General features: G+C 62.2%; 20 protein-coding genes and 1 pseudogene. 8 read left to right on the forward strand and 13 right to left on the reverse strand.

Going from position 1 to position 19,396, the window contains the following annotated elements; genetic code table 11:
• Nucleotides 1-44 precede the first annotated feature (44 nt).
• The 6 genes from rbsK to DFR48_RS18280 all read right to left on the reverse strand — a co-directional run bounded on the left by rbsK (nt 45) and on the right by DFR48_RS18280 (nt 6,253).
• A complete protein-coding gene (gene rbsK, locus DFR48_RS18255; RefSeq protein WP_114364647.1) occupies nt 45-974 on the reverse strand; it encodes a ribokinase in 930 nt (309 codons plus the stop codon).
• Nucleotides 971-1,432: an RbsD/FucU family protein gene (locus DFR48_RS18260; protein WP_114364648.1), complete on the reverse strand. Its 462-nt coding sequence runs from the start codon at nt 1,430-1,432 to the stop codon at nt 971-973. Before DFR48_RS18260 ends, rbsK begins: the two co-directional genes overlap by 4 nt.
• 39 nt (nt 1,433-1,471) lie before the next feature.
• Nucleotides 1,472-2,503, reverse strand: a complete 1,032-nt coding sequence (locus tag DFR48_RS18265; RefSeq protein WP_114364649.1) for a LacI family DNA-binding transcriptional regulator — start codon at nt 2,501-2,503, stop codon at nt 1,472-1,474.
• 14 nt (nt 2,504-2,517) lie between these two features.
• Complete coding sequence (locus tag DFR48_RS18270) at nt 2,518-3,429, reverse strand: carbohydrate ABC transporter permease (RefSeq protein WP_114364650.1); 912 nt, start codon at nt 3,427-3,429, stop codon at nt 2,518-2,520.
• Nucleotides 3,429-4,547: a carbohydrate ABC transporter permease gene (locus DFR48_RS18275; RefSeq protein WP_114364651.1), complete on the reverse strand. Its 1,119-nt coding sequence runs from the start codon at nt 4,545-4,547 to the stop codon at nt 3,429-3,431. The genes DFR48_RS18270 and DFR48_RS18275 overlap by 1 nt, the downstream gene beginning before the upstream one ends.
• 65 nt (nt 4,548-4,612) lie before the next feature.
• Nucleotides 4,613-6,253 (reverse strand): extracellular solute-binding protein, encoded by a 1,641-nt coding sequence (locus DFR48_RS18280; protein ID WP_114364652.1) that lies wholly within the window; start codon nt 6,251-6,253, stop codon nt 4,613-4,615.
• A 347-nt stretch (nt 6,254-6,600) separates the two neighbouring features.
• Here DFR48_RS18280 and DFR48_RS18285 point away from each other — a divergent pair, with 347 nt between their 5' ends.
• From DFR48_RS18285 to DFR48_RS18305, 5 genes and pseudogenes are all read left to right on the forward strand, one after another.
• Nucleotides 6,601-7,662 carry an ABC transporter ATP-binding protein gene (locus DFR48_RS18285; RefSeq protein ID WP_114364653.1) on the forward strand — a complete coding sequence of 354 codons (1,062 nt, stop codon included), beginning with the start codon at nt 6,601-6,603 and terminating at the stop codon, nt 7,660-7,662.
• Nucleotides 7,663-7,944: 282 nt separating this feature from the next.
• Nucleotides 7,945-9,042 (forward strand): carboxynorspermidine decarboxylase, encoded by a 1,098-nt coding sequence (locus tag DFR48_RS18290; protein WP_114364654.1) that lies wholly within the window; start codon nt 7,945-7,947, stop codon nt 9,040-9,042.
• A gap of 50 nt (nt 9,043-9,092) precedes the next feature.
• Nucleotides 9,093-10,331, forward strand: coding sequence for a saccharopine dehydrogenase family protein (locus DFR48_RS18295; RefSeq protein WP_114364655.1), 1,239 nt, complete (start codon nt 9,093-9,095; stop codon nt 10,329-10,331).
• A gap of 126 nt (nt 10,332-10,457) precedes the next feature.
• Nucleotides 10,458-10,667 (forward strand): annotated as a pseudogene (locus DFR48_RS18300) (BrnT family toxin); the annotation flags it as partial.
• Nucleotides 10,651-10,935 (forward strand): BrnA antitoxin family protein, encoded by a 285-nt coding sequence (locus DFR48_RS18305; RefSeq protein ID WP_114364656.1) that lies wholly within the window; start codon nt 10,651-10,653, stop codon nt 10,933-10,935. The pseudogene DFR48_RS18300 and the gene DFR48_RS18305, both read left to right, overlap by 17 nt.
• Nucleotides 10,936-11,133: 198 nt before the next feature.
• Here DFR48_RS18305 and DFR48_RS18310 read toward each other — a convergent pair whose 3' ends face one another.
• Genes DFR48_RS18310 through DFR48_RS18320 form a run of 3 tightly spaced genes read right to left on the reverse strand, consistent with a single transcriptional unit; the run spans nt 11,134 to nt 12,758 of the window.
• Nucleotides 11,134-11,853, reverse strand: coding sequence for a hypothetical protein (locus DFR48_RS18310; RefSeq protein ID WP_114364657.1), 720 nt, complete (start codon nt 11,851-11,853; stop codon nt 11,134-11,136).
• 19 nt (nt 11,854-11,872) lie between these two features.
• On the reverse strand, nt 11,873-12,430 hold the full coding sequence (locus DFR48_RS18315) for a hypothetical protein (protein ID WP_114364658.1): 558 nt from the start codon (nt 12,428-12,430) through the stop codon (nt 11,873-11,875).
• A 10-nt stretch (nt 12,431-12,440) separates the two neighbouring features.
• Entirely contained in the window at nt 12,441-12,758 is a 318-nt protein-coding gene (locus DFR48_RS18320) for a hypothetical protein (protein WP_114364659.1), read from the reverse strand.
• 361 nt (nt 12,759-13,119) lie between these two features.
• On the opposite strand from DFR48_RS18320, the gene DFR48_RS18325 reads away from it, so the two are divergent.
• On the forward strand, nt 13,120-13,623 hold the full coding sequence (locus tag DFR48_RS18325) for a hypothetical protein (protein WP_114364660.1): 504 nt from the start codon (nt 13,120-13,122) through the stop codon (nt 13,621-13,623).
• Nucleotides 13,624-13,650: 27 nt separating this feature from the next.
• Here the strand turns inward: DFR48_RS18325 and DFR48_RS18330 are convergent, their stop codons facing one another.
• A complete protein-coding gene (locus DFR48_RS18330; protein WP_114364661.1) occupies nt 13,651-14,421 on the reverse strand; it encodes a helix-turn-helix domain-containing protein in 771 nt (256 codons plus the stop codon).
• Between the two features lie 92 nt (nt 14,422-14,513).
• Between DFR48_RS18330 and DFR48_RS18335 the strand changes: the two genes are divergently transcribed.
• A complete protein-coding gene (locus DFR48_RS18335) occupies nt 14,514-15,260 on the forward strand; it encodes an SAM-dependent methyltransferase (RefSeq protein WP_114364662.1) in 747 nt (248 codons plus the stop codon).
• Nucleotides 15,261-15,335: 75 nt separating this feature from the next.
• Here the strand turns inward: DFR48_RS18335 and DFR48_RS18340 are convergent, their stop codons facing one another.
• The 3 genes from DFR48_RS18340 to DFR48_RS18350 all read right to left on the reverse strand — a co-directional run bounded on the left by DFR48_RS18340 (nt 15,336) and on the right by DFR48_RS18350 (nt 18,425).
• The gene (locus tag DFR48_RS18340) at nt 15,336-16,088 is read right to left on the reverse strand and encodes an ABC transporter ATP-binding protein (protein ID WP_114364663.1); all 753 of its coding nucleotides are present in this window, start codon (nt 16,086-16,088) and stop codon (nt 15,336-15,338) included.
• Nucleotides 16,082-17,161: a FecCD family ABC transporter permease gene (locus DFR48_RS18345; RefSeq protein WP_245415652.1), complete on the reverse strand. Its 1,080-nt coding sequence runs from the start codon at nt 17,159-17,161 to the stop codon at nt 16,082-16,084. The genes DFR48_RS18340 and DFR48_RS18345 overlap by 7 nt, the downstream gene beginning before the upstream one ends.
• A gap of 127 nt (nt 17,162-17,288) precedes the next feature.
• Nucleotides 17,289-18,425, reverse strand: a complete 1,137-nt coding sequence (locus tag DFR48_RS18350; RefSeq protein WP_114364664.1) for an ABC transporter substrate-binding protein — start codon at nt 18,423-18,425, stop codon at nt 17,289-17,291.
• A 116-nt stretch (nt 18,426-18,541) separates the two neighbouring features.
• On the opposite strand from DFR48_RS18350, the gene DFR48_RS18355 reads away from it, so the two are divergent.
• On the forward strand, nt 18,542-19,348 hold the full coding sequence (locus DFR48_RS18355) for a class I SAM-dependent methyltransferase (RefSeq protein ID WP_114364665.1): 807 nt from the start codon (nt 18,542-18,544) through the stop codon (nt 19,346-19,348).
• Nucleotides 19,349-19,396: the final 48 nt, after the last annotated feature.

Here is a 19,396-nt window from a genome sequence, read left to right on the forward strand (position 1 = left end):
AAGCGTCGGCGCGGCGCACGTGTCTTGGCGGATAACGTGTTCGACTAGACTCTTGGAAGAAGTGCGTCGATCTCGGCGCGCGTCGGCATGGCCGGGGCCGTGCCCGGCCGCGTCACGGCGATCGCCGCGGTTGCGCAGCCGAAGCGCACGGCCTCCACCGGATCCCGGCCTTCGGAGAGCGCGGTTGTGAACCCGCCGAGAAATGCATCGCCCGCGCCCGTCGTATCGACGACCTTGCCGGCGGAAAAGGCAGGGACGAACTCGCTCCGTCCGGCCGTGTGATAGAGTGCGCCACGGGCGCCGAGGGTGATGATGGCAGCTCCGACACCTTTTCGCAGCAGCAGATCGCCGGCGGCGCGGGCCTGTTCATCCGTCTCAACGGGATGGCCGACGATCTCGGCCGCTTCCACCTCGTTCGGCGCGAAGAAATCGCACAAGGGGTATATGTCATCGGGAAGCGGCCGGGCGGGCGCGGGATTGAGAATGGTCGTCACGCCTGCCGCCCTGGCGATCGAAAGGCCATGGATGGCCGCTTCGATCGGTTGCTCGAGCTGGGTCATGAAAATCGCGGCATTCTCGATATCTTGCCGGTTGGCATCGACGTCCTCGATGCCGATCAGACCTGCGGCCCCGGCAGCGACGATGATGGCGTTGTCGCCATTCTCCTCGTTCACGAAGATGAAGGCGGCGCCTGTCGGCACGTCGTCCATCTGAATGACATTGGCCCTCACCCCGGCCGCCTTGTAGGCCGAGAGCGCCATCTCGCCGAACGGATCCCTGCCGACCCGCGAGATGAAGGTCACCTCCCCGCCGGCCTTGGCAGCGGCGATCGACTGGTTGGAGCCCTTGCCACCGGGCCCCAGTGCAAAGCCCGAACCCATGATCGTTTCGGCGATCCGCGGCAGGCGCTTTGCCTTGTAGGCCGTGTCGGCGGCGAAAATTCCGAGAATGACAATACCGCGGCGCGCGCTCATCTGACGACGTCCTCGGCCGGAATGACCCCCTTCGTCAGCAGGAAACATCCGTAGAAACGCAGTTCGCCGGTCGCGATCACGCAATAGGCCTTCTTCGCCACCTCGTAAAAGGCCATCCGCTCGACGCCGTACATGGGAGACGGGCGGCCTTCCACCCGATTGACGATGGCCTGTACCTCCGCCTGAACCCCGGGGATCTCGTCGGGCTTGCCCATCACTTCCATGCGGCCGACCGACGGCTGAACCGGCGTGTCCAGCGGAAAGACCGACAGGATCGCGTCGATGGCCCGCGGCGCGGGAATGTTATCCATCGTCAGGAGCTTGCCTATGCGGGTTTGCCGGGCGATCGCATCGGACGGGAAATTCGCATCGGCGACCACAAGGAAATCGCCGTGTCCCATGGTGCTCAGTGCTTCGAGAATGGCGCCGTTCAGTTCGGCCCTGATCCCTTTCAACATGTCCTTTGTCCCTCTTTTTCCGCAGTTATCGGGTTTTCTTCACGCTTCTGGTCGTTCTTCAGGTGAGGCTCCGCGTCCTGGCGCAGGCCCCGTCGATCTGCGAACAATCAGCGAGCCCTCGACCATTTCGTCCTCGTCCGGGGAATTCTGATCCAGGAGACGCTCGACGGCGCGTGCAGCCAACCGCTCGGTCGGCTGACGAACCGTCGTCAGGCGCGGCACGACAAGTTTGGCCAGCGTGATGTCGTCGAACCCGGCCACCGACAATTCGTCCGGCACGTCGACCTTGAAGTCTCTGGCAGCCCGCAACGCCCCGATGGCCTGCTGGTCGCTGGCGGCGGCTATTGCCGTCGGCCGGTCGCCGGGCTCCCGCGCCAGCAGTGCGCGTGCGGCTCTTTCGCCGGATTCGTAGTCAAAGCGGCCCGCGACGATTTCGAGCTCGATCTCCTCGCCTGCCTCGCTCAGTTGCTGAGCCCGGTCCACGAAGCCTTTCCGGCGCATGCGCCCGGCCTCGGTTTCAGGGGGACCGGCAATATAGGCAATCCGGCGGTGCCCCAGCGCGTAAAGGTGATCGACGACCAGCGACGCGGCCTGCGCGTGGTCGGTCGAGACCAACGGGTACGAGCCGAAGCGGCGGTCGAGCGATATGATCGGCACCGGCGCATCGATTTCCAGATCCGAGTTGCCGTTGGACGCGACGACGATGATGCCGCGCACCGAGCGGTCCAGGAATGCCAGGATGTGGCCCTGTTCTGCCTCCAGGTCTTCATGGGAACTGGCCAGCATCACCATATGACCGGCTTCGAGCGCGGCGCGCTCCACGCTCGCGGCCAGCTGCGCAAAGAACGGGTTGGTGATGTCCGGAACGACCAGCCCGATCACGTCCGTCTTGCTGGTGCGCAAGGCGCGCGCGGTCACGTTGGGGCGGTATCCCAGTTTCGCGATCGCCTCGTTGACCTTCTCCCTGAGAGCCGGTCTTACCGCCGCCTCCCCCGCGATAACACGCGAGACCGTACCCACGGAAACGCCCGCCTCAACAGCAACATCCTTGACCGTGGGCGTCTTTCGCATGCCAGCTCCCGCTCTTACTTGACGGCCCCGGCAGTCATACCCGCGATGATGTGCTTTTCAAGCAGGACACCGACAAAAACCAGCGGAAGGATGCCGGCCGTGGACAGGGCTGCCATCGACCACCAGTTGATGCCCTGGCTGCCGGTCTGGCTCGCGATCATCACCGGCAGGGTGTTCGTGTTGGTGGACGTCAGCAACGCGGCGAAGAAATATTCGTTCCAGCACAGGATCAACGCAAGAATGAACGCCGCGATCATGCCCGGCAGGACCAGCGGCACAATGATACGCGAGAAGGCGCCCCAGATCGAAAGACCGTCGACCAGGGCGGCCTCTTCAAGTTCCACAGGGATCGTGGCGAACTGGTCGCGCATGATCCAGACCACGATGGGCAGGACCATCAGCGTATAGACTGCAATCATGCCGACATAGGTGTCGAGAAGCGCAAGCTGCTTGTAGAGAACGAGGAACGGCAGCGCGAGCACGACCGGCGGCATGATGAGCTGCGACAGGAAGAAGAAGGAGATGTCGGAGTTCCGCATATAGCCGAACTTGTAGCTGAAGCGGCTCAGACCGTAGGCGGCGAGCGTTCCGAGGAAAACCGCCAGCGTCGACGACGTCCCCGATATGATCACGCTGTTCCAGAACCGGCGCATGAATTCGGCACGCACCGTGGACGTCTCGAAGATCGTGTCAGGAGAAAGCCCGAGCGAGCGCCAGCCGAGCCAGGACGGCTGAAAGTCGAGGAGCGGAACGAGATTGCCGCGCATCACATCGGCCGCGATCTTCAAGGAGGTCGTGACGGTCCAGAACACCGGGAAGATGCAGATGACCGCCCAGATCGCGAGGAGGCCATAGACGACGAAGCGCATGGCCCACCAGCGCATGCGCTGCCGGCGATCGAATTTGTCCAGATCAACAGAAACCATCATAGCCTTCCCGTCATACGTTGCACGACACGGTCGGCAATCTTCATCAGGAGCGTCATTCCAATCACGATGATCACCAGATAGGCGAGCGCCAGCAGGGTGCCGTAGCCGACATTCGATCGGTCGCGGTATTCACGATAGATGAAGCTCGTCACGGAATCGGTCGCACCGCCCGGCCCCCCGGTCGTGACCGTGATGATGATGTCGGCGAGCTTCAGTTTGAAGATGATGCGGATCATCACGGCCGTCACCGAAACCGGCAGCATCAGCGGGAAGATCACCTTCCAGAAACGTTGCCACTTCGTCGCGCCATCGACCTCGGCTGCCTCGAGGACTTCTCTCGGCAGAGCCTGCAACCCGGCGAGCAGCATGATCATCATGAACGGGATGAAGGTCCAGGCGTCCATGATCATGATCGACAGCCTGGCCGTCAGGGGGTCCCCGAAGAAGGATGGATTCTCCCAGCCGAGCCAACGGGCAAATCGCGCGATCGGGCCGAAGCGTGTTTCGAGCATCGACTTGCCGACCATCCAGCTGACGGCGACCGGCGACAGCATAAGCGGCACCAGAAAGGTGACCCGCCAGAACTTTCGCGCGACGATGTTCTGGTTGAGCAACAGCGCCAGCCCGAACGCGATCGCGTACTCCACCACGATCGCCAGACAGTAATAGATCATGTTCACGAGGGCGTTGATGTAGAACGGATCGGAAATCATCCGCCGCAGATTGTCGAGCCCGTTGAAACGCCGTCCCGTCGGCGAGGCGAGGTTCCAGTCGGAGAAGCCGATCCACAAGGCAAAGAGAAGCGGGAACACCACCATGGAGATGACGAAGAGTGCCGCGGGCAGCACGAACAGCGCTTTCTTCCCTGTCTCGCCATAGATCACCACCCGGGTAACACAGAGAATGCACGCCCAGATGAAATACGCATAAAGAACCGGGCGCCAGTTCTCGAAGCCCAGGCTCGTCCAACCGAGATCATACGCGGCTTGCAGACAGAAGGATGTGAGAAGCCAGAGGACACTCAACCACAGAGCTGCCCTGCCCCAGAGCTTCCGGCTTTGGGAAATGGAGTCCGTCTCCACCGTGTGCAGCAGATCGCCGTCGACCATAGACATGGATTTCCTCGTTTGGACGAAAGCCGGCCGGCGGAAGGCTTCCGCCGGCCGGACGGTTCAATCAATCAAAGCCCGAGGCTCGCCCGGTAGAGCTTCAGCTGGCTTTCACGTCCAATCTGGTCGGTGATCTTTTCCCACGCAGCGGCAATCGCATCCGCCGTTTCCTGGGCCGACTTGTACTGGCCGGCAAAGCCCTTGGCGAGCTCGTCTTCCGCGACGGAGTAGTACTGGAAGATGCCGGGAATACGTGGCTCGATCGCCGCATTCGGATGGTTGTAGCTGTCCGCGTTGGAGCCGAGGTAATCCTCGACATAGGCCCGGTCGTAGCCGGCCGCTGCCCATTCGTCATAGTTGAAGTGCGACTGACGGTAGGGCTGGAAGCCCGACGGATAGGCCGAGGTCCACAGCGAGATATCCTTGCCGCCGAGATGGGCTGCGGCAGACCACGCGGCCTTGCGCTTCTTCTCATCGCCGGTGACGCGCTTGGTGACGTAGATGCCCCAGCCGATATAGGCCATGTTCGGCGCTTCGTTGTACTTGTCTTCCCAGGCGCCGGTCTTGCGGTTGTAGACGCGGTCGGAACCACGATTGATGCCGAAGCCGACGACATCGCCGACGACGGACGTGTCGGACGTGCGGGCGCTGGAGCCGACGTCACCCCACCACATCAGCATGGAGCCGGTGCCTGCGAGGAACTGCGAGAAGGCGGTGGTGCCCGGGTCTGCGTTGATCTGGTCGGCCGGGTAGACATTGGCGGCGATCAGATCCATCACGTCCTGGATGGCCTGCACCCAGGCCGGGTTGTTGACCAGCGGCTTCATGTTTTCCGGATCGAACAGCCATGCCGGATCACCCGGATATTTCGCGTAGGCCGTTGCGCGGTTCTCGATGAAGTAGAAGCCGAAACCACCCCAGCCCTTCAGCGGGTCGAGATAGCCGTAGGCCGGCAGGCCGGTCAGCGGATCGGTCTTGCCGACGAGCGCCTTGGTCGCGGCATTGACCTCCTGCCAGGTCTTCGGCGGATTTGCCATGCCGCTGATCGAACCCTCGCCGAAATAGTCCTTGCGGTAGGCGAAGGTGTGGCAGTCGCCGTCGATGGTGACGCGGTAGGTCTTGCCGTCCCAGGTGCCGACCGGCGGCTTCAGATAGCCGACGAGGTCGTCGGCCTGGATCTGTGCGGCGACCCATTCCGGCATTTCGTCCAGGAGACCGCGGCCTGCCGTATCGCCTTCGAACGGCGCGCCCATTTCCATGATGTCGAAATCGACGGTGCCGGTCGCGATGGACTGCTGCAGGCGAGCGTTGTAATCGGCCTGCGCGAGGTCGATCCAGTTGATCTTCGCACCCGTATAGGCTTCCCAAGGCTTCAGGAAGCCGCGGAACAGGAAGTTGTGAAGGTTCTGGTTGTTGAGGCCCATGAACGTCAGTTCGACGCCGGCGAATTCGCCCTCGGCAACGTTCGCCTTGGTCGGGCCGAGGCAAAGCTCGCCCACCTTCTGCCAGTCCGCGTCCGTCGGCGAACCCTTGCCGACGCCGGGGATCTGCAAGAGCTGCGCGCGCAGATCGTCTGCCGCAAAGGCCATACCCGGGATGCCACCCATTACGCCCGAAACGCCGAGCAGGGCAGCCGCACTCGCCGTGCCGCGCAGGATGTCGCGACGGCTGGCCTGACGCTTCATCAGCGCATCATAGATTTCGACTTTCATTTGTGTGTTCTCCTCCACATATCCGTTTGACGCTTCGCCTCGCCGGTGACGGGGTTCTTGCAGGCTCTCCTTTTGCCGCTAGCCACGGACAAAAGTATCTGGTAAGCAAGAAATGAAACGTTTCATATTTCGAGTGAAGCCGCTCCTCTCAGCCTCGATGCCGAGCATCAGACTCCCGGAGGAAAAAGTCAACAGAAAATGAAACGTTTCATGGAGGAGGTGCCGAAGGCCTTCAGGCGGCGGTGCGGAGAGGAGTTCCGCGCGCATTTACGCCAGGCAGTTCGGCAGAAGTGGATCGCCGAACATGTTCGTGCCCGCCAGGCCGGATGTCAGGCAGGAGGAGAAAAATGGCGGAAGTCAAAATATCCGGCGTTCGAAAGGCCTACGGCGCCCTCAACGTGCTTCACGGCATAGATGTCGACATAGCCGACGGAGAATTCGTCGTTCTCGTCGGCCCGTCCGGATGCGGAAAGTCGACGCTCTTGCGCATGGTCGCCGGGCTGGAAGGCATTACCAGCGGCACGATCTCGATCGGCGGAAAGGCGGTCAACAATCTGCCGCCGAAGGATCGCGACATTGCGATGGTGTTCCAGAGCTACGCGCTCTACCCGCACAAGACCGTGGCCGAGAACATGGTCTTTGCGCTACGCCTGCAAAAGCAACCCGCCGATGTCATCAGGCAGCGCCTGCAGGCAGCCGCCGAAACGCTGGATCTCGTCCCCTATCTCGACCGCTATCCGCGCCAGCTCTCCGGCGGCCAACGTCAGCGCGTGGCGATGGGCCGTGCCATCGTCCGATCGCCGCAAGTCTTCCTGTTCGACGAGCCGCTGTCGAACCTCGATGCCAAGCTGCGTGTGCAGATGCGCAAGGAAATCAAGGAACTGCACCAGCGCCTGAAGACGACGACCATCTACGTCACCCACGACCAGGTCGAGGCCATGACGATGGCCGACAAGATCGTCGTGATGCAGGGTGGCAACGTCGAGCAGATCGGTTCTCCGCTGGAGCTTTACGACCGGCCCAATAACACGTTTGTCGCAACGTTCATCGGCTCCCCCTCGATGAATCTCATTCGGGGCACGTACAAGGCCGACGGCAATCTGTTCGTGACCGAGACGGGCGACGAGATTGTGCTTGATTTCATGCCGAAAGCCACGGACGGTCAGGCGGTGCAGCTCGGCGTGCGACCCGAACACCTGTCACTCGGCGCCACCGGTCTCAAGTCGACGATCGTCGTGACGGAACCGACGGGTCACGAAACCATGGTGTTCCTGCGCTACGGCGGCAGCGAACTGGTTGCGGTCCTCACCGAACGATACGACTTCGGACCCGGACAGGACGTCATCGTCTCCCCGCGAACGAACAAGCTGCATCTCTTCGACGCACAGAGCGGCAAGACGCTGCGATAAGGTCTCCCGCGCCTTTGCCGGCGGGCGGCGTTTCGAGAGATCGGAATGCCGCCCGCCTGCGGTTCACCGTGACGGCACCGCCAGTCGTCGTCACGGTGAACCATCTCCCGATCGCGCCAAAAACGCCTGATATGTCGGACTCGGGTTGCCTATTTGCCCCAAATTCCCTAGGACCCCGCTAGCGCGGTGGATCGGCCTTCCCACCGAGCGCCGTGAGGGCGCCGGTGGGAACGCGGATTCAAAGAATCCGCAACCTTTTTCACCAGAGAGGCGTGGCAAACCTTGATCCAGACTCCGTATTACCTGATCGACAAGACGAAGCTCCTCCGCAACATGGAGAAGATTGCGTATCTGCGCGAGACATCCGGTGCGAAGGCTCTTCTGGCGCTCAAGTGCTTCGCAACCTGGTCGGTCTTCGACCTCATGCGCGACTACATGGACGGCACCACCTCCTCGTCGCTCAACGAGGTGCGCCTCGGCCACGAGCGCTTCGGCAAGGAGACGCACGCCTATTCGGTCGCCTATGCCGACTACGAGATCGACGACGTCGTCTCCCATGCCGACAAGATCATCTTCAACACGATCGGCCAGTTGCAGCGCTTCGAGAAGCAGTCCGCCGGCATCATCCGCGGGCTCCGCCTCAATCCCGGCGTCTCCTCTTCTTCCTTCGATCTCGCCGACCCGGCCCGTCCCTTCTCCCGCCTCGGCGAATGGGATCTCGCCAAGGTCGAGCCGGTCATGGACCTGATCTCGGGCTTCATGATCCACAACAACTGTGAGAACAAGGATTTCGACCTGTTCGACAGGATGCTCGGCGACATCGAAGAGAAGTTCGGCCCGCTCCTGAAAAAAGCCGAATGGGTGAGCCTCGGTGGCGGCATCCATTTCACCGGCGAGGACTATCCGATCGACCGTTTCGCCGAACGGCTGAAGCGCTTTGCCGGCGGCTACGGCGTCCAGGTCTACCTGGAACCCGGCGAAGCCTCCATCACCAAGTCGACCACGCTCGAAGTGACCGTGCTCGACAAGCTCTACAACGGCAAGGACCTCGTCGTGGTGGATTCGTCCATCGAAGCGCACATGCTGGATCTGCTGATCTATCGTGAAAGCGCGAAGGTCTCCCCCAACCAGGGACCACATCGGTACATGGTCTGCGGCAAGTCGTGCCTCGCCGGCGATATCTTCGGCGAGTTCGATTTCCCGGACGAACTGAAGGTCGGAGACCGGATTTCGATCCAGGACGCAGCCGGTTACACGATGGTCAAGAAAAACTGGTTTAACGGCGTGAAAATGCCGGCAATCGCCATCCGCGAGCTGGATGGCAGCATCAGAACGGTCCGCGAGTTTTCCTACACGGACTACGAACAAAGCCTGTCCTGAACTCCCTCAGGAACGGGTTCTGACGATTGGACATAGGAGTTGGTCCCATTATGAAGAAGAACGTGCTCATCATCGGCGCCGGCGGCGTCGCCCAGGTGGTCGCGCACAAATGCGCCCAGAACAACGACGTGCTCGGCGACATCCACATCGCCTCGCGCACCAAGGCGAAGTGCGACGCGATCATTGCTTCCGTGCACGAGAAGAAGGCGATGAAACAGCCGGGCGTCTTCGAAGCCCATGCGCTCGACGCGCTCGACATCGAGGCCACCAAGGCGCTCATCCGCTCGACCAAGTCCGAGATCGTCATCAATGTCGGCACGGCCTTCCTCAACATGTCGGTGCTGCGCGCCTGCATGGACACCGGTGTGGCCTATATCGACACCGCGATCCACGAAGAGCCGAACAAGATCTGCGAAACCCCGCCGTGGTACGGAAACTATGAGTGGAAGCGCGCGGACGAGTGCAAGGAAAAGGGCATTACCGCCATCCTCGGCGCCGGCTTCGACCCGGGCGTCGTCAACGCCTATGCGCGTCTCGCCAAGGACGAATATCTCGACAAGGTGACCGACGTCGACATCGTCGACATCAATGCCGGCAGCCACGGCAAGTATTTTGCGACGAACTTCGACCCGGAAATCAACTTCCGTGAGTTCACCGGCGTCGTCTATTCCTGGCAGGGCGGCGAATGGAAGGTCAACAAGATGTTCGAGATCGGCAAGGACTACGACCTGCCGGTCGTCGGCACCCGCCGCGCCTATCTCTGCGGCCATGACGAAGTGCATTCGCTGGCGAAGAACATGGACGGTGCGGACGTCCGCTTCTGGATGGGCTTCGGCGATCACTACATCAACGTCTTCACCGTGTTGAAGTCGATCGGTCTCCTCTCCGAACAGCCGGTCAAGCTCGCCGACGGTTCCGAAGTCGTACCACTCAAGGTCGTCAAGGCCTGCCTGCCCGACCCGGCCTCGCTTGCCCCGAACTACGAAGGCAAGACCTGCATCGGCGACTATGTGAAGGGCCTGAAGGACGGCAAGGAAAAGACCGTCTTCATCTATAACGTGGCCGACCACAAGGAAGCCTACAACGAAGTGGGCTCCCAGGGCATCAGCTACACCGCCGGCGTCCCGCCCGTCGCCGCAGCCATGCTGGTCGCCACCGGCGAATGGGACGTGAAGCAGATGGCGAACGTCGAAGAACTGCCGCCGAAGCCGTTCATCAACCTCCTGAACAGGATCGGCCTGCCGACCCGCATCCAGGACGAGAACGGCGACCGGGCCGTGGAGTTCTGAGAGCGGGGAACGCTCGAGGATTGAGGGAATTCAGGACCCCGCCGGAGAAATTCGGCGGGGTTTTCAGTCTCCACCGGTTGGCGCGCGAGAGGTTTCTTTCTTCCTTCCTTAGTCTCCGATCTTGAAGAGCAGGTGTTTTTTAACGAACCTCTGCTGATGGTTCCCGATCTCAGGCATAGTATCGGCGAACCGCGGATTCATGCGCTCGGTCGCGCCGATGACGGAAGGTTGCTCCATGTTACCTTCACACTTCGGGCAAATGAGACAAGAATCCGGGTGATTTCAGCTCGGGATATGAGCCGAAAGGAGCGGAGCTATTATGAGCAGGAAGCCTGAGCCTGAGCCCGTGCCGCACTTCAGTACCGAAGCAGAAGAGCGGACCTATTGGGAACATCATGACTCCGCCGATCATGTCGACTGGAGCAAGGCGGCGAAGGTGCGACTGCCGAACCTGAAGCCATCATCCACCTCGATCTCGCTACGTCTGCCCAACTCTCTGCTGGAGCAGATCAAGATCGCCGCCGGCAAGCGTGACGTGCCCTATCAATCGCTGATCAAGATCTGGCTTGCCGAGAAGGTTGATACATCGACGGCAAAACGATGATCCCCGAAGACCGGCAAGGTTCTGCGCAGCACCGGTCGCCGTTTACTGCAAGGGCAAGGCAGAAATGGCACACGCCTTGATGCCTTGAAAGGACTGGCTTTCGGATGGCGGATGACCGAAGTGCCGGCTGCAGCCGCGGGAGTTGAGCCTGGAAAAGGACCTGGGGCATTTGTCGGCAAAAAGGAATGATCTGGGAGGTTAGAGCGGGATCATGCCAGCATCTGTCAGCCCCCAGAGGGAACTGGAATCCAGGACCATGATGTTGGAGAAAAGCCCTTCGACCCCGTTCCGGCCCACTGCCGTGATCGCGTAGCGGTGGTTCTCCCGGCCGGAGACTCCATAGTCGGCAATCACGGCGGTCACGCCGGTTTGCGGCTGCAGGTTGAGGCGGTGGATCGCGATGGGCATCGCGCCGTCATAAAAGGCTTTGTAGACGTTGAAGCCCTGTATCCTGCCCATATGGTCGGGCGGATAGATCCAACGCAGGAACACCGAATTGTCCTGACTGGTCGCCGGATTGCCACGATTATACCGGGCCTCGGCGATGATGGGCTGCGGGGGAATATAGGGATCGGTTCGCGGCAGGAAGAACAATTGCTCGTTTTCGCCGATCCCGGCGTTCCAACCTTCCCCGACCCCTAACGTTCGCTCCAGCACGCGGCTGGCCGGAGCCTCGCGGTAGACATCGATCACCAGCGGAGACGTATTCCGCACAGTTATTTGTCCACCCTTTCCGCTCGCCTTGACGGTCAGCCGGGAGAATTTTTCAAAATGCATCTGCGACCCGGCAGCGATATTCACCACCGCCGGATCCTCGGCCTGGGCATAGTCGAAACGCCCGATGATCAGGGCAGGCGAATGCGCCGGGTTCCCGATTTCGAGCCGCGCGTCTTCCAGTGCGGTCAGAACGCCAGACATCGCCTCCCTGTCGCGCGACCTACAGGCGCGCACGCGCCTTTTGCACGGCCGGCAAATCCAGCGTGGCAAGCCGAGGGTCGTAGTTCAGGACAAACCGGTGCATGCCGACAGGAACGACAATCAGCCGCTGTCCCACATCCAGCCCATATTGGGAACTGGCTCCGGGCCACGGATTGACGATCTGCTGCTGTTGGGTGACCCCGTTGCCGAGAAGCTTCGTCACTTCGTAAAAGCAGGCGTAATTGGCATTGTTGATCAATTCCAGGGGTGGATCAGCGCTAACGCGAAGGAACATGATGGTCATGTATTGGCAATTCTCGATCCGCTGCTGCCCGCCCGGTGGAATATTGAGCTGGCTGGTGATCGGATTGCCGTTTGACCCCATACCCCAGTCGATCCAGGTTCCCAGAAGATGGTTTCCGGGATCGAGATTTCTGACTGTGAGGCTGTTGCTGAGCATGCGCCGGACATCCGCCAGCCGGCCCAGAACCTCCAGATCGAAACCGCTCTCGTCGCTCCGGGTCACGACCGACCGCAGGTCCACCTCTCCCATGCTTGCTTCAAATGCATCCGGCATGACGTACCTCCTATCGCTTGACAGGGATTGCGAGAATGCGCTCCCCTTCCTCCAGAACCAGGTCGCGGGCTTGCAAGGGCATCACAGAGCGCAGACGCGATACGGCGTCCTCCTTCACCCGATAAAGATCGATACGAATGCTTTGATCGCGGCTCTCAACGGCGATCCGCGGCGTGTTGCCGTCAAGGGGCGTCAGGATCACGACGAAAGCATCCAAAGGACTGACATCGGCCCCGTCTTCCAGATACCCGCTCTGGCTCGATCCACGGTATTCCGCCTGCCAGGCAACAGACCCGCCGCCAAGACAGAGAACTGACATATCTCTCATGGCATCCTCCAGCACAACTTCTGTGACATAATCTCATAGGAACACATATCGCGCGTTGATTGAAATCAATAAACAACGAAGGAAACCGTTGCGGGCCGTTCCCTTGCCGATCGCCAAGCTGCCATGCCAGTCCCGAGGCAGTCGCCCCCTTCCTAACGGCCTTCTGTCAGGAAGGGCGGGATTTTAATCCGGGCAAACGGGAACAAGCCGGCCCCCTTTCCTCGACGAACGGCATGAGAAGCCTTCGGTAGAACGGCAACAAGAGTGCCAGCGCACACTCTCCCCCGTATCCACCCCGCCCCCGCCATGCTAGGAGGCCCAACTGACACAACCCATCACCCGCGCGCCCCGAGACCCCACCATGCCCCCTGCCCTCTATGCCGACCTGACCGCCGACCTCCGCCCGCTGGTGGCCGAACTCGGAGAACATCCGGAGCGTTTCCAGACCTGGGACGCCCATATGGAGCTCGTCGCCGCCGGCGGGCTGGTGGTCTTGAAGACGAAGCGGGCCAAGGGTGTCGTCGACAGCCTCTTCTGGGGTCGCGCGCCCGGATCGACCGAGAACAAGCAGTTGCCGGAGGCGACCGCCTTTGCCGCAATCGACCGGTTCTTGGGGCTCGGCGCCCATCTGGCACTCGCCGACGCGCTGCCCGAGGGCACCGTGCTGGACGAGGCCTTTCCCCACTGCGCCGTGCGCTTTTCCTATCGCAAGAAGGGCGCGCCAAAAGCCCGCTCGCTGTCGATGATCTTCATCGGCCTCAACGACGAAGCCGAGGCACTCGCCTATGCGGAGCGCGCAGCCAGCACCTTGCCGCTGGTCACGTCCCGGCCGCTGGTGGGTGCCAAGTTGCACGAGTGGCGCTGAGGACTCCCGTTCCGTCGACGACGATCATCAGCCGCCCTTCGCCTCGCGGCTTTCGGATGGTGGGTGACCGAAGTGCCGGCTGTAGGCGCGGGAAAAGGAAGCCGCACTGCCGAAGCCAACAGAAGCCGCGGTTGCCTTGACGCTCTTGCCGGCGCGCAACCGGACGCGCCCTAGCGTCAACCGCCAGCCATTCAGGTAGCTGACCGGCGTTGTGCCGACGGTTGTGGCAAACTCACAGATGAAGCGGCTGCGTCCCATGCCCGCAATCGCCGCCAGTTCCTCGATACGCCAGCGGCGTGCGGGCGCATCATGCATCGCGACCAGGCTCGAATGAAGCTTCGGATGCGCAAGCCCCATCAACAGGCCGGCATTCACCGTTCCAGCGGCGATCGCCCTGCGGATCGCAAGTACCACGACCACCTCCGCCAGCCGCTCGCGGATCGCGGCACTGCCGCATCTGCGTCTCTCCGTCTCGTCGATGACCAGCACCGCAAGCGCCGCAAGATGTGGTTCCTCTGCAAGTGGAAGCGTGATCTCCTCCGGGAGGGCTCCGACCAGCGGATTGATGCTGCCGCCGAAGTCCACCGTTGTTCCGGCAAGCATCACCTTCGCCTCCGGCAGGTCCGGCACCACGCGCGGTCGGAACAGGATCTCGGTCGGCTGCCGCTCGGTGGAGGAACCTACGATCAGCAGATTGGCCTGGCCGACCTTCTCGCAGGGCACGGCAGTTAGCGGAAAGGTTTCCAGAAAGGCGGCGAGTCGATCATGACTTCGGGCCAACGCGGGATTTTCGATCATGCTTTTCTCCGAACTCGCGATCCAAATTCTATACAATCCTGAAGGATTACAAGGCCACCCAGGCTGACTGAATCTTCATCTGGAGGAATGGAATGAGTGAGCACGCAGCAGACAAGTTCGACGACGTCCGCGCGTCAGAGTATGCGTGTGAAAGCCGGATCGCGCTGGCCGGCTATGACGCCTGCCACGAACTCTCGGCCTGCATGCTTTCGGCCGCGCTCGGTCCGATGGGCGCGGCAAGGATCCTCGTTGTCGGCGCCGGCGGCACCGCCGGCGAGATTGTCGCGGCCGCGCGTCTCGAAGTTGGCTGGACTTTCGTCGGCGTCGATCCTTCGGAGTCCATGCTGACCCTCGCCCGTGCCGCCGTTGCCGAGGCCGGCCTTTCGGAGCGGGTGGAATTGCGGCACGGCGACCTTGCAAGCGTTGCACCCGCGGCCGGTTTCGACGCCGCCGTGATGATCGGCGTCCTGCACCACCTTCCGGGCGAAGCGGCGAAGCGGCATCTGCTGGATGATCTCGCGACGCGCCTGCGAGAGGGTGCCCCGTTGATCCTGGCGGGCAATTGCGGATCCTATCGTGACGACCCGCTGTTCATGGCGGCCTGGGCCAACCGATGGCGGATGCATGGAGCCTCACCGGATGATGTCCGCAGAAAGATGGATACGATCCTGAGAGGCGCAGACCCCCCGGCTTCCGAGGAGGCAGTGGCCAAGCTTCTCGCAGACGCCGGATTCGAGCACCCTCGACGCTTCTTCACAAGCCTCGTCTGGAGTGCCTGGCTGACCCGTCGACATGGACAGCACCACGGCGATGCACGGCAGGCGATGCATGCACTTTGATGGCTTCGAAAGGCCCAGCTCACCGTCCGGCAACCCGTTCATCGTGGCGCTGAGGACTCCCGTTCGCCTTGCGGCTCACGCCGTTCCGTCGACGACGATCATCGGCCGGCCCTCGCTGCAGCATTCGACGCGGGCGGCGACCTTGTAGACGTCCCGCAGCATGGCGGGCGTGATGACTTCGTCCGTCGGGCCGCTCGCGACCAGCCGGCCCTCGGCAATCACCATGGTGCGCGTACAGTAGCGGAGCGCATGGTTGAGGTCGTGGAGGGCGATCAGCACCGCCATGCCTTCGCTGGCCGCGGTCCTGCGCATGAAATCGAGCACCTCGATCTGCCGGAAGAGGTCGAGTGCGGAGGTCGGCTCGTCCATCAGCAGCACTTCCGGCCGGCGCACCAGTGCCTGGGCGATTGCCACCAGTTGCCGCTGGCCGCCCGAGAGCGCGCCGAGATCCCGGAAGGCGAGGTCGGAAATCCGCAGGTCCTCGAGCAACCGGTCGATGGTGCGAAGGTCGCGCTCGGCAACCCGCCAGCCTCCCCCCTGCTTGGCCGCGAGCAGAACCGATTCATAGACGGTCAGCACCGCATTGGCGCCGGTGTCCTGCGGCATGTAGCAGACGGCCCGCCGCTCGGGGCGGACATCTTCGACATGCACGGTTCCGGGACCCGAAAGCAGGCTCGCAATACGCTTGAAGAGCGTCGACTTGCCGGCGGCGTTCGGCCCGATGACGGCGGTGAGCTCACCGCCCGGCAGGCGATCGGTGGTGATGCCTTCGAAGACCTGCGCCCGGCCGTAGCGGGCGCCGAGGCCCTCCAGTCTGATGGCTACCATGCGCGCCTCCGGTTGGTGAAGATGAGGGAGAAGAAGAAGGGAACCCCGACGAGTGCGGTGATGACCCCGATCGGCAGGATGGCACCGGGGATCAGCACCTTCGAGACGACCGAGGTGACCGAGAGCAGGAGCGCACCGCAGATCGCCGAGCCCGGCAGGAAGAAGCGCTGGTCCTCGCCGACGACCATGCGGGCGATGTGAGGCCCGACGAGACCGATGAAGCCGATGGTGCCGACGAACGAAACCGGGATTGCCGCAAGGAGGCTCACGAGCATCATCGTTTCGAGCCTGAGCCGCCGGACATTGACGCCGAAGGAGGCTGCCTTGTCGTCGCCGAGGCGCAGTGCGGTGAGCGCCCAGGCATTGCGGGCAAAGAGTGGGATGACGAAAACGAGCACTGCGCCGGTGACCGCGACCTTGGGCCAGGTCGCCTTGGTGAGCGAGCCCATGGTCCAGAAGACGACCGCGGCGAGCGCCTGTTCGGAGGCGAGATATTCGAGCAGCGACAGAAGCGCGTTGAAAGTGAAGACGAGCGCGATGCCGAGCAGCACGATGGTCTCGACCGTCACGCCGCGGAGCGTCGAGACGCCGTAGATGAAGAGCGAGGCGAGCATCGCCATCAGAAAGGCGTTGATCGGAATCATGTATTCGACGGCCGCCGGAAAGATCGCCACGCCCGCGACGAGCGCCATCGCGGCGCCGAAACCCGCCGCGGCCGAGATGCCGAGGGTGAAGGGGCTCGCGAGCGGATTGGCGAGAATGGTCTGCATCTGTGCACCGGCGACCGAGAGGCAGGCGCCGACGGTGACCGCCATCAGCGCGATCGGCATGCGGATGTCCCAGATGACGACGCGGAGCTGGTTTCCGACCTCGGAAGGGGACAGAACAGCGGAAACGACCTGGCTGAGGGTATAGCGGGCCGGACCGAGCGCCATGTCGGCGGCGACCGAGAGCAGCAGGGCGAGAAAAAGCAGGACGAGGATCGCGAACCGCCGGCCGGCGAGCGCGCGGTATTGTCGCCCGGTTGCCATCTCCCCCTCGCGTGCAATGCGCATGTCCGCAAGGGCGACCATCAGATGCCCTCCCTGGTCGACGAAATGCCCGACAGGGACGCGATAGGTTCGCTGGAAATCGTGGAAATGCGCATGTCTGACCTCGGTGGGATGGGGGCCGGCGAATATCGCCGCCCCGATGTCACTTTCAGAGACCGGCCTTCAGGGAGGCGAAGTATCCGGGGTGGTAGGCGACCGGCAGGAAGCGGTCATGCAGTTCCTTGAAGGTCGCATCCGGGTCGAGATCCTTGAAGAGGTCCGGATGGAGCCACTTGGCGATCTGCTGGACGGCCACGAACTGGTAGGGGCTGTTGTAGAACTGGTGCCAAATCGCGTGGACATTGCCTTCCTCGACGGCCTTGACGCCGGTGAAGGCGGGACGTTGCATCAGGGCCGCAAGCTTCTGCGTGGCGGTCGCCGCATCCGCGCCGGGGCCGACACCCACCCATTTGCCGCCGGGGACGTAGAGCTCCCAGTTGGAGCCGGTGACGATGACCTGATCCGGATTGGAAGCGATGATCTGCTCGGGATTGACCGTGCCGAAGGTGCCGGGAATGATGTCCTTCGCCATATTCACGCCGCCGGCGAGCTCGACCATCTTGCCGAAGTTCTCGTTGCCGAAGGACATGCAGCAATCGTCGCTGTAACCGCCGGCGCGTTCCATGAAGACCACCGGCTTGTCGATTTCCCCCGCCTTGGCGAGCACTTCGGTGACGCGGGCGAGTTGCTCGTCGTGGAACTTCACGAATTCCTCGGCACGGGCCTCCTTGCCGAACAACTTGCCGATGATGCGCATCGACTCGTCGGTGTTCTGCATCGGCTTTTCGCGGAAGTCGATATAGACAAGCGGAATGCCGACCTTGGCGAGCTTCTCGATATAGCCGCTTTCCTCGGTCGCAGATTTCGCCTCGGTGTTCATGATGATGACGTCGGGTTTCAGCGTCACCGCCTGCTCGATGTCGAAGGTGCCGTCCTTCATGCCGCCGAAGGTCGGGATCTTGGCCATCTCGGGAAACTTTTCGAGATAGATGTTGTAGCCGTCGAGATCCGCCTTCTTGAAGTCGTCACGCCAGCCGACGACGCGCCGGAAGGGAGCATCGGTATCGAGGGCGGCGGTGAAATAGATCTGCCGGCCTTCGCCCAGGATGACGCGCTCGACCGGCACGTTCACCTGGACTTCCCGGCCGGTGATGTCCTTGACGGTCACCGTTTCGGCGAAGGCGGCACCAGAAAAAAGAGCGAGCGAAAACGCGGCGGCGGAGGCCACCTTGTTGAATCCGAACAATTTATTTCTCCTGCGATGTGTGTTGAGGCGATTTATGATTTTATGACTTTTCGAGTCAAGAATTATCTTTTAGAAAGCTTCCAACATCACTCCACGTTTTCAGGAAAGCCCCCGGAATGCAGACGGTTACGACCTTTTCAAATCACGATCTTCGCGATGAGATCAAAGCCTACTGGTCGGTGCGGGCCGAGACCTTCGACAGCCAGCCCGGCCACGAGATCTTCTCCGAGGCCGAACGGGCGGCGTGGCACGCTCTGTTGCGGCGCCATCTCGGAGAAGGCGACGGCCGCAAGGCGCTCGACCTCGCCTGCGGCACGGCCGTCGTCTCGCACCTGCTCGACGATCTCGGTTTCCGTGTGACGGGCATGGACTGGGCCGAGCCGATGCTGGAACGAGCCCGCGCGAAGGCCAGGGCTCGCGGGCGGGCGATCCGCTTCCTGATCGGCGACGCTGAAAACACCATGGAGCTCGACGACTCCTATGATGTCATCACCAACCGCCATCTCGTGTGGACGCTCGTCGATCCCCTCTCGGCCTTTCGCGAGTGGCACCGCCTGCTGAGGCCCGGCGGCCGGCTGCTCATCGTTGACGGAGACTTCGTCAATCCCGGCCTCGTCGCGCGTCTCGCAAGGAGGGTCTCTCGCTGGCTGACCTCCGCCGCGAACGCGCAAAACGGGCCGTCGACCGAGGCCCTTGCCGAGACGCATCAGGGTATCCTCTCCCGCGTCTATTTCTCCGGCGGCGCGCGGGCCGAGGCCGTCGTCGACCTTCTCCGCCAGGCCGGATTCGCGAGGATCACGGTCGATACCGACATGCGGGCGATCCATCGCACCCAGAAGAAGAACTTCGGTTTCCTCAAGGGGCTCGAGCGGGCGACCCAGCACCGCTACGCGATCTGCGCGGAGAAGAACGCGGCGGACTGAAGCGAAACAGCAAGGGCAAAAGCCGCTTCGGTCGCAGCGGAAATGCGG

It is taken from the genome of Ciceribacter lividus (assembly GCF_003337715.1).
Classification (GTDB): Bacteria; Pseudomonadota; Alphaproteobacteria; order Rhizobiales; family Rhizobiaceae; genus Allorhizobium; species Allorhizobium lividum.

Bases quoted from the DNA above. Each gene is read 5' to 3' on its own strand.
- rbsK (WP_114364647.1), bottom strand. From the start codon at position 974: ATGAGCGCGCGCCGCGGTATTGTCATTCTCGGAATTTTCGCCGCCGAC.
- DFR48_RS18260 (WP_114364648.1), bottom strand. From the start codon at position 1,432: ATGTTGAAAGGGATCAGGGCCGAACTGAACGGCGCCATTCTCGAAGCA.
- DFR48_RS18265 (WP_114364649.1), bottom strand. From the start codon at position 2,503: ATGCGAAAGACGCCCACGGTCAAGGATGTTGCTGTTGAGGCGGGCGTT.
- DFR48_RS18270 (WP_114364650.1), bottom strand. From the start codon at position 3,429: ATGGTTTCTGTTGATCTGGACAAATTCGATCGCCGGCAGCGCATGCGC.
- DFR48_RS18275 (WP_114364651.1), bottom strand. From the start codon at position 4,547: ATGTCTATGGTCGACGGCGATCTGCTGCACACGGTGGAGACGGACTCC.
- DFR48_RS18280 (WP_114364652.1), bottom strand. From the start codon at position 6,253: ATGAAAGTCGAAATCTATGATGCGCTGATGAAGCGTCAGGCCAGCCGT.
- DFR48_RS18285 (WP_114364653.1), top strand. From the start codon at position 6,601: ATGGCGGAAGTCAAAATATCCGGCGTTCGAAAGGCCTACGGCGCCCTC.
- DFR48_RS18295 (WP_114364655.1), top strand. From the start codon at position 9,093: ATGAAGAAGAACGTGCTCATCATCGGCGCCGGCGGCGTCGCCCAGGTG.
- DFR48_RS18305 (WP_114364656.1), top strand. From the start codon at position 10,651: ATGAGCAGGAAGCCTGAGCCTGAGCCCGTGCCGCACTTCAGTACCGAA.
- DFR48_RS18310 (WP_114364657.1), bottom strand. From the start codon at position 11,853: ATGTCTGGCGTTCTGACCGCACTGGAAGACGCGCGGCTCGAAATCGGG.
- DFR48_RS18315 (WP_114364658.1), bottom strand. From the start codon at position 12,430: ATGCCGGATGCATTTGAAGCAAGCATGGGAGAGGTGGACCTGCGGTCG.
- DFR48_RS18320 (WP_114364659.1), bottom strand. From the start codon at position 12,758: ATGAGAGATATGTCAGTTCTCTGTCTTGGCGGCGGGTCTGTTGCCTGG.
- DFR48_RS18325 (WP_114364660.1), top strand. From the start codon at position 13,120: ATGCCCCCTGCCCTCTATGCCGACCTGACCGCCGACCTCCGCCCGCTG.
- DFR48_RS18330 (WP_114364661.1), bottom strand. From the start codon at position 14,421: ATGATCGAAAATCCCGCGTTGGCCCGAAGTCATGATCGACTCGCCGCC.
- DFR48_RS18335 (WP_114364662.1), top strand. From the start codon at position 14,514: ATGAGTGAGCACGCAGCAGACAAGTTCGACGACGTCCGCGCGTCAGAG.
- DFR48_RS18340 (WP_114364663.1), bottom strand. From the start codon at position 16,088: ATGGTAGCCATCAGACTGGAGGGCCTCGGCGCCCGCTACGGCCGGGCG.
- DFR48_RS18345 (WP_245415652.1), bottom strand. From the start codon at position 17,161: ATGGTCGCCCTTGCGGACATGCGCATTGCACGCGAGGGGGAGATGGCA.
- DFR48_RS18355 (WP_114364665.1), top strand. From the start codon at position 18,542: ATGCAGACGGTTACGACCTTTTCAAATCACGATCTTCGCGATGAGATC.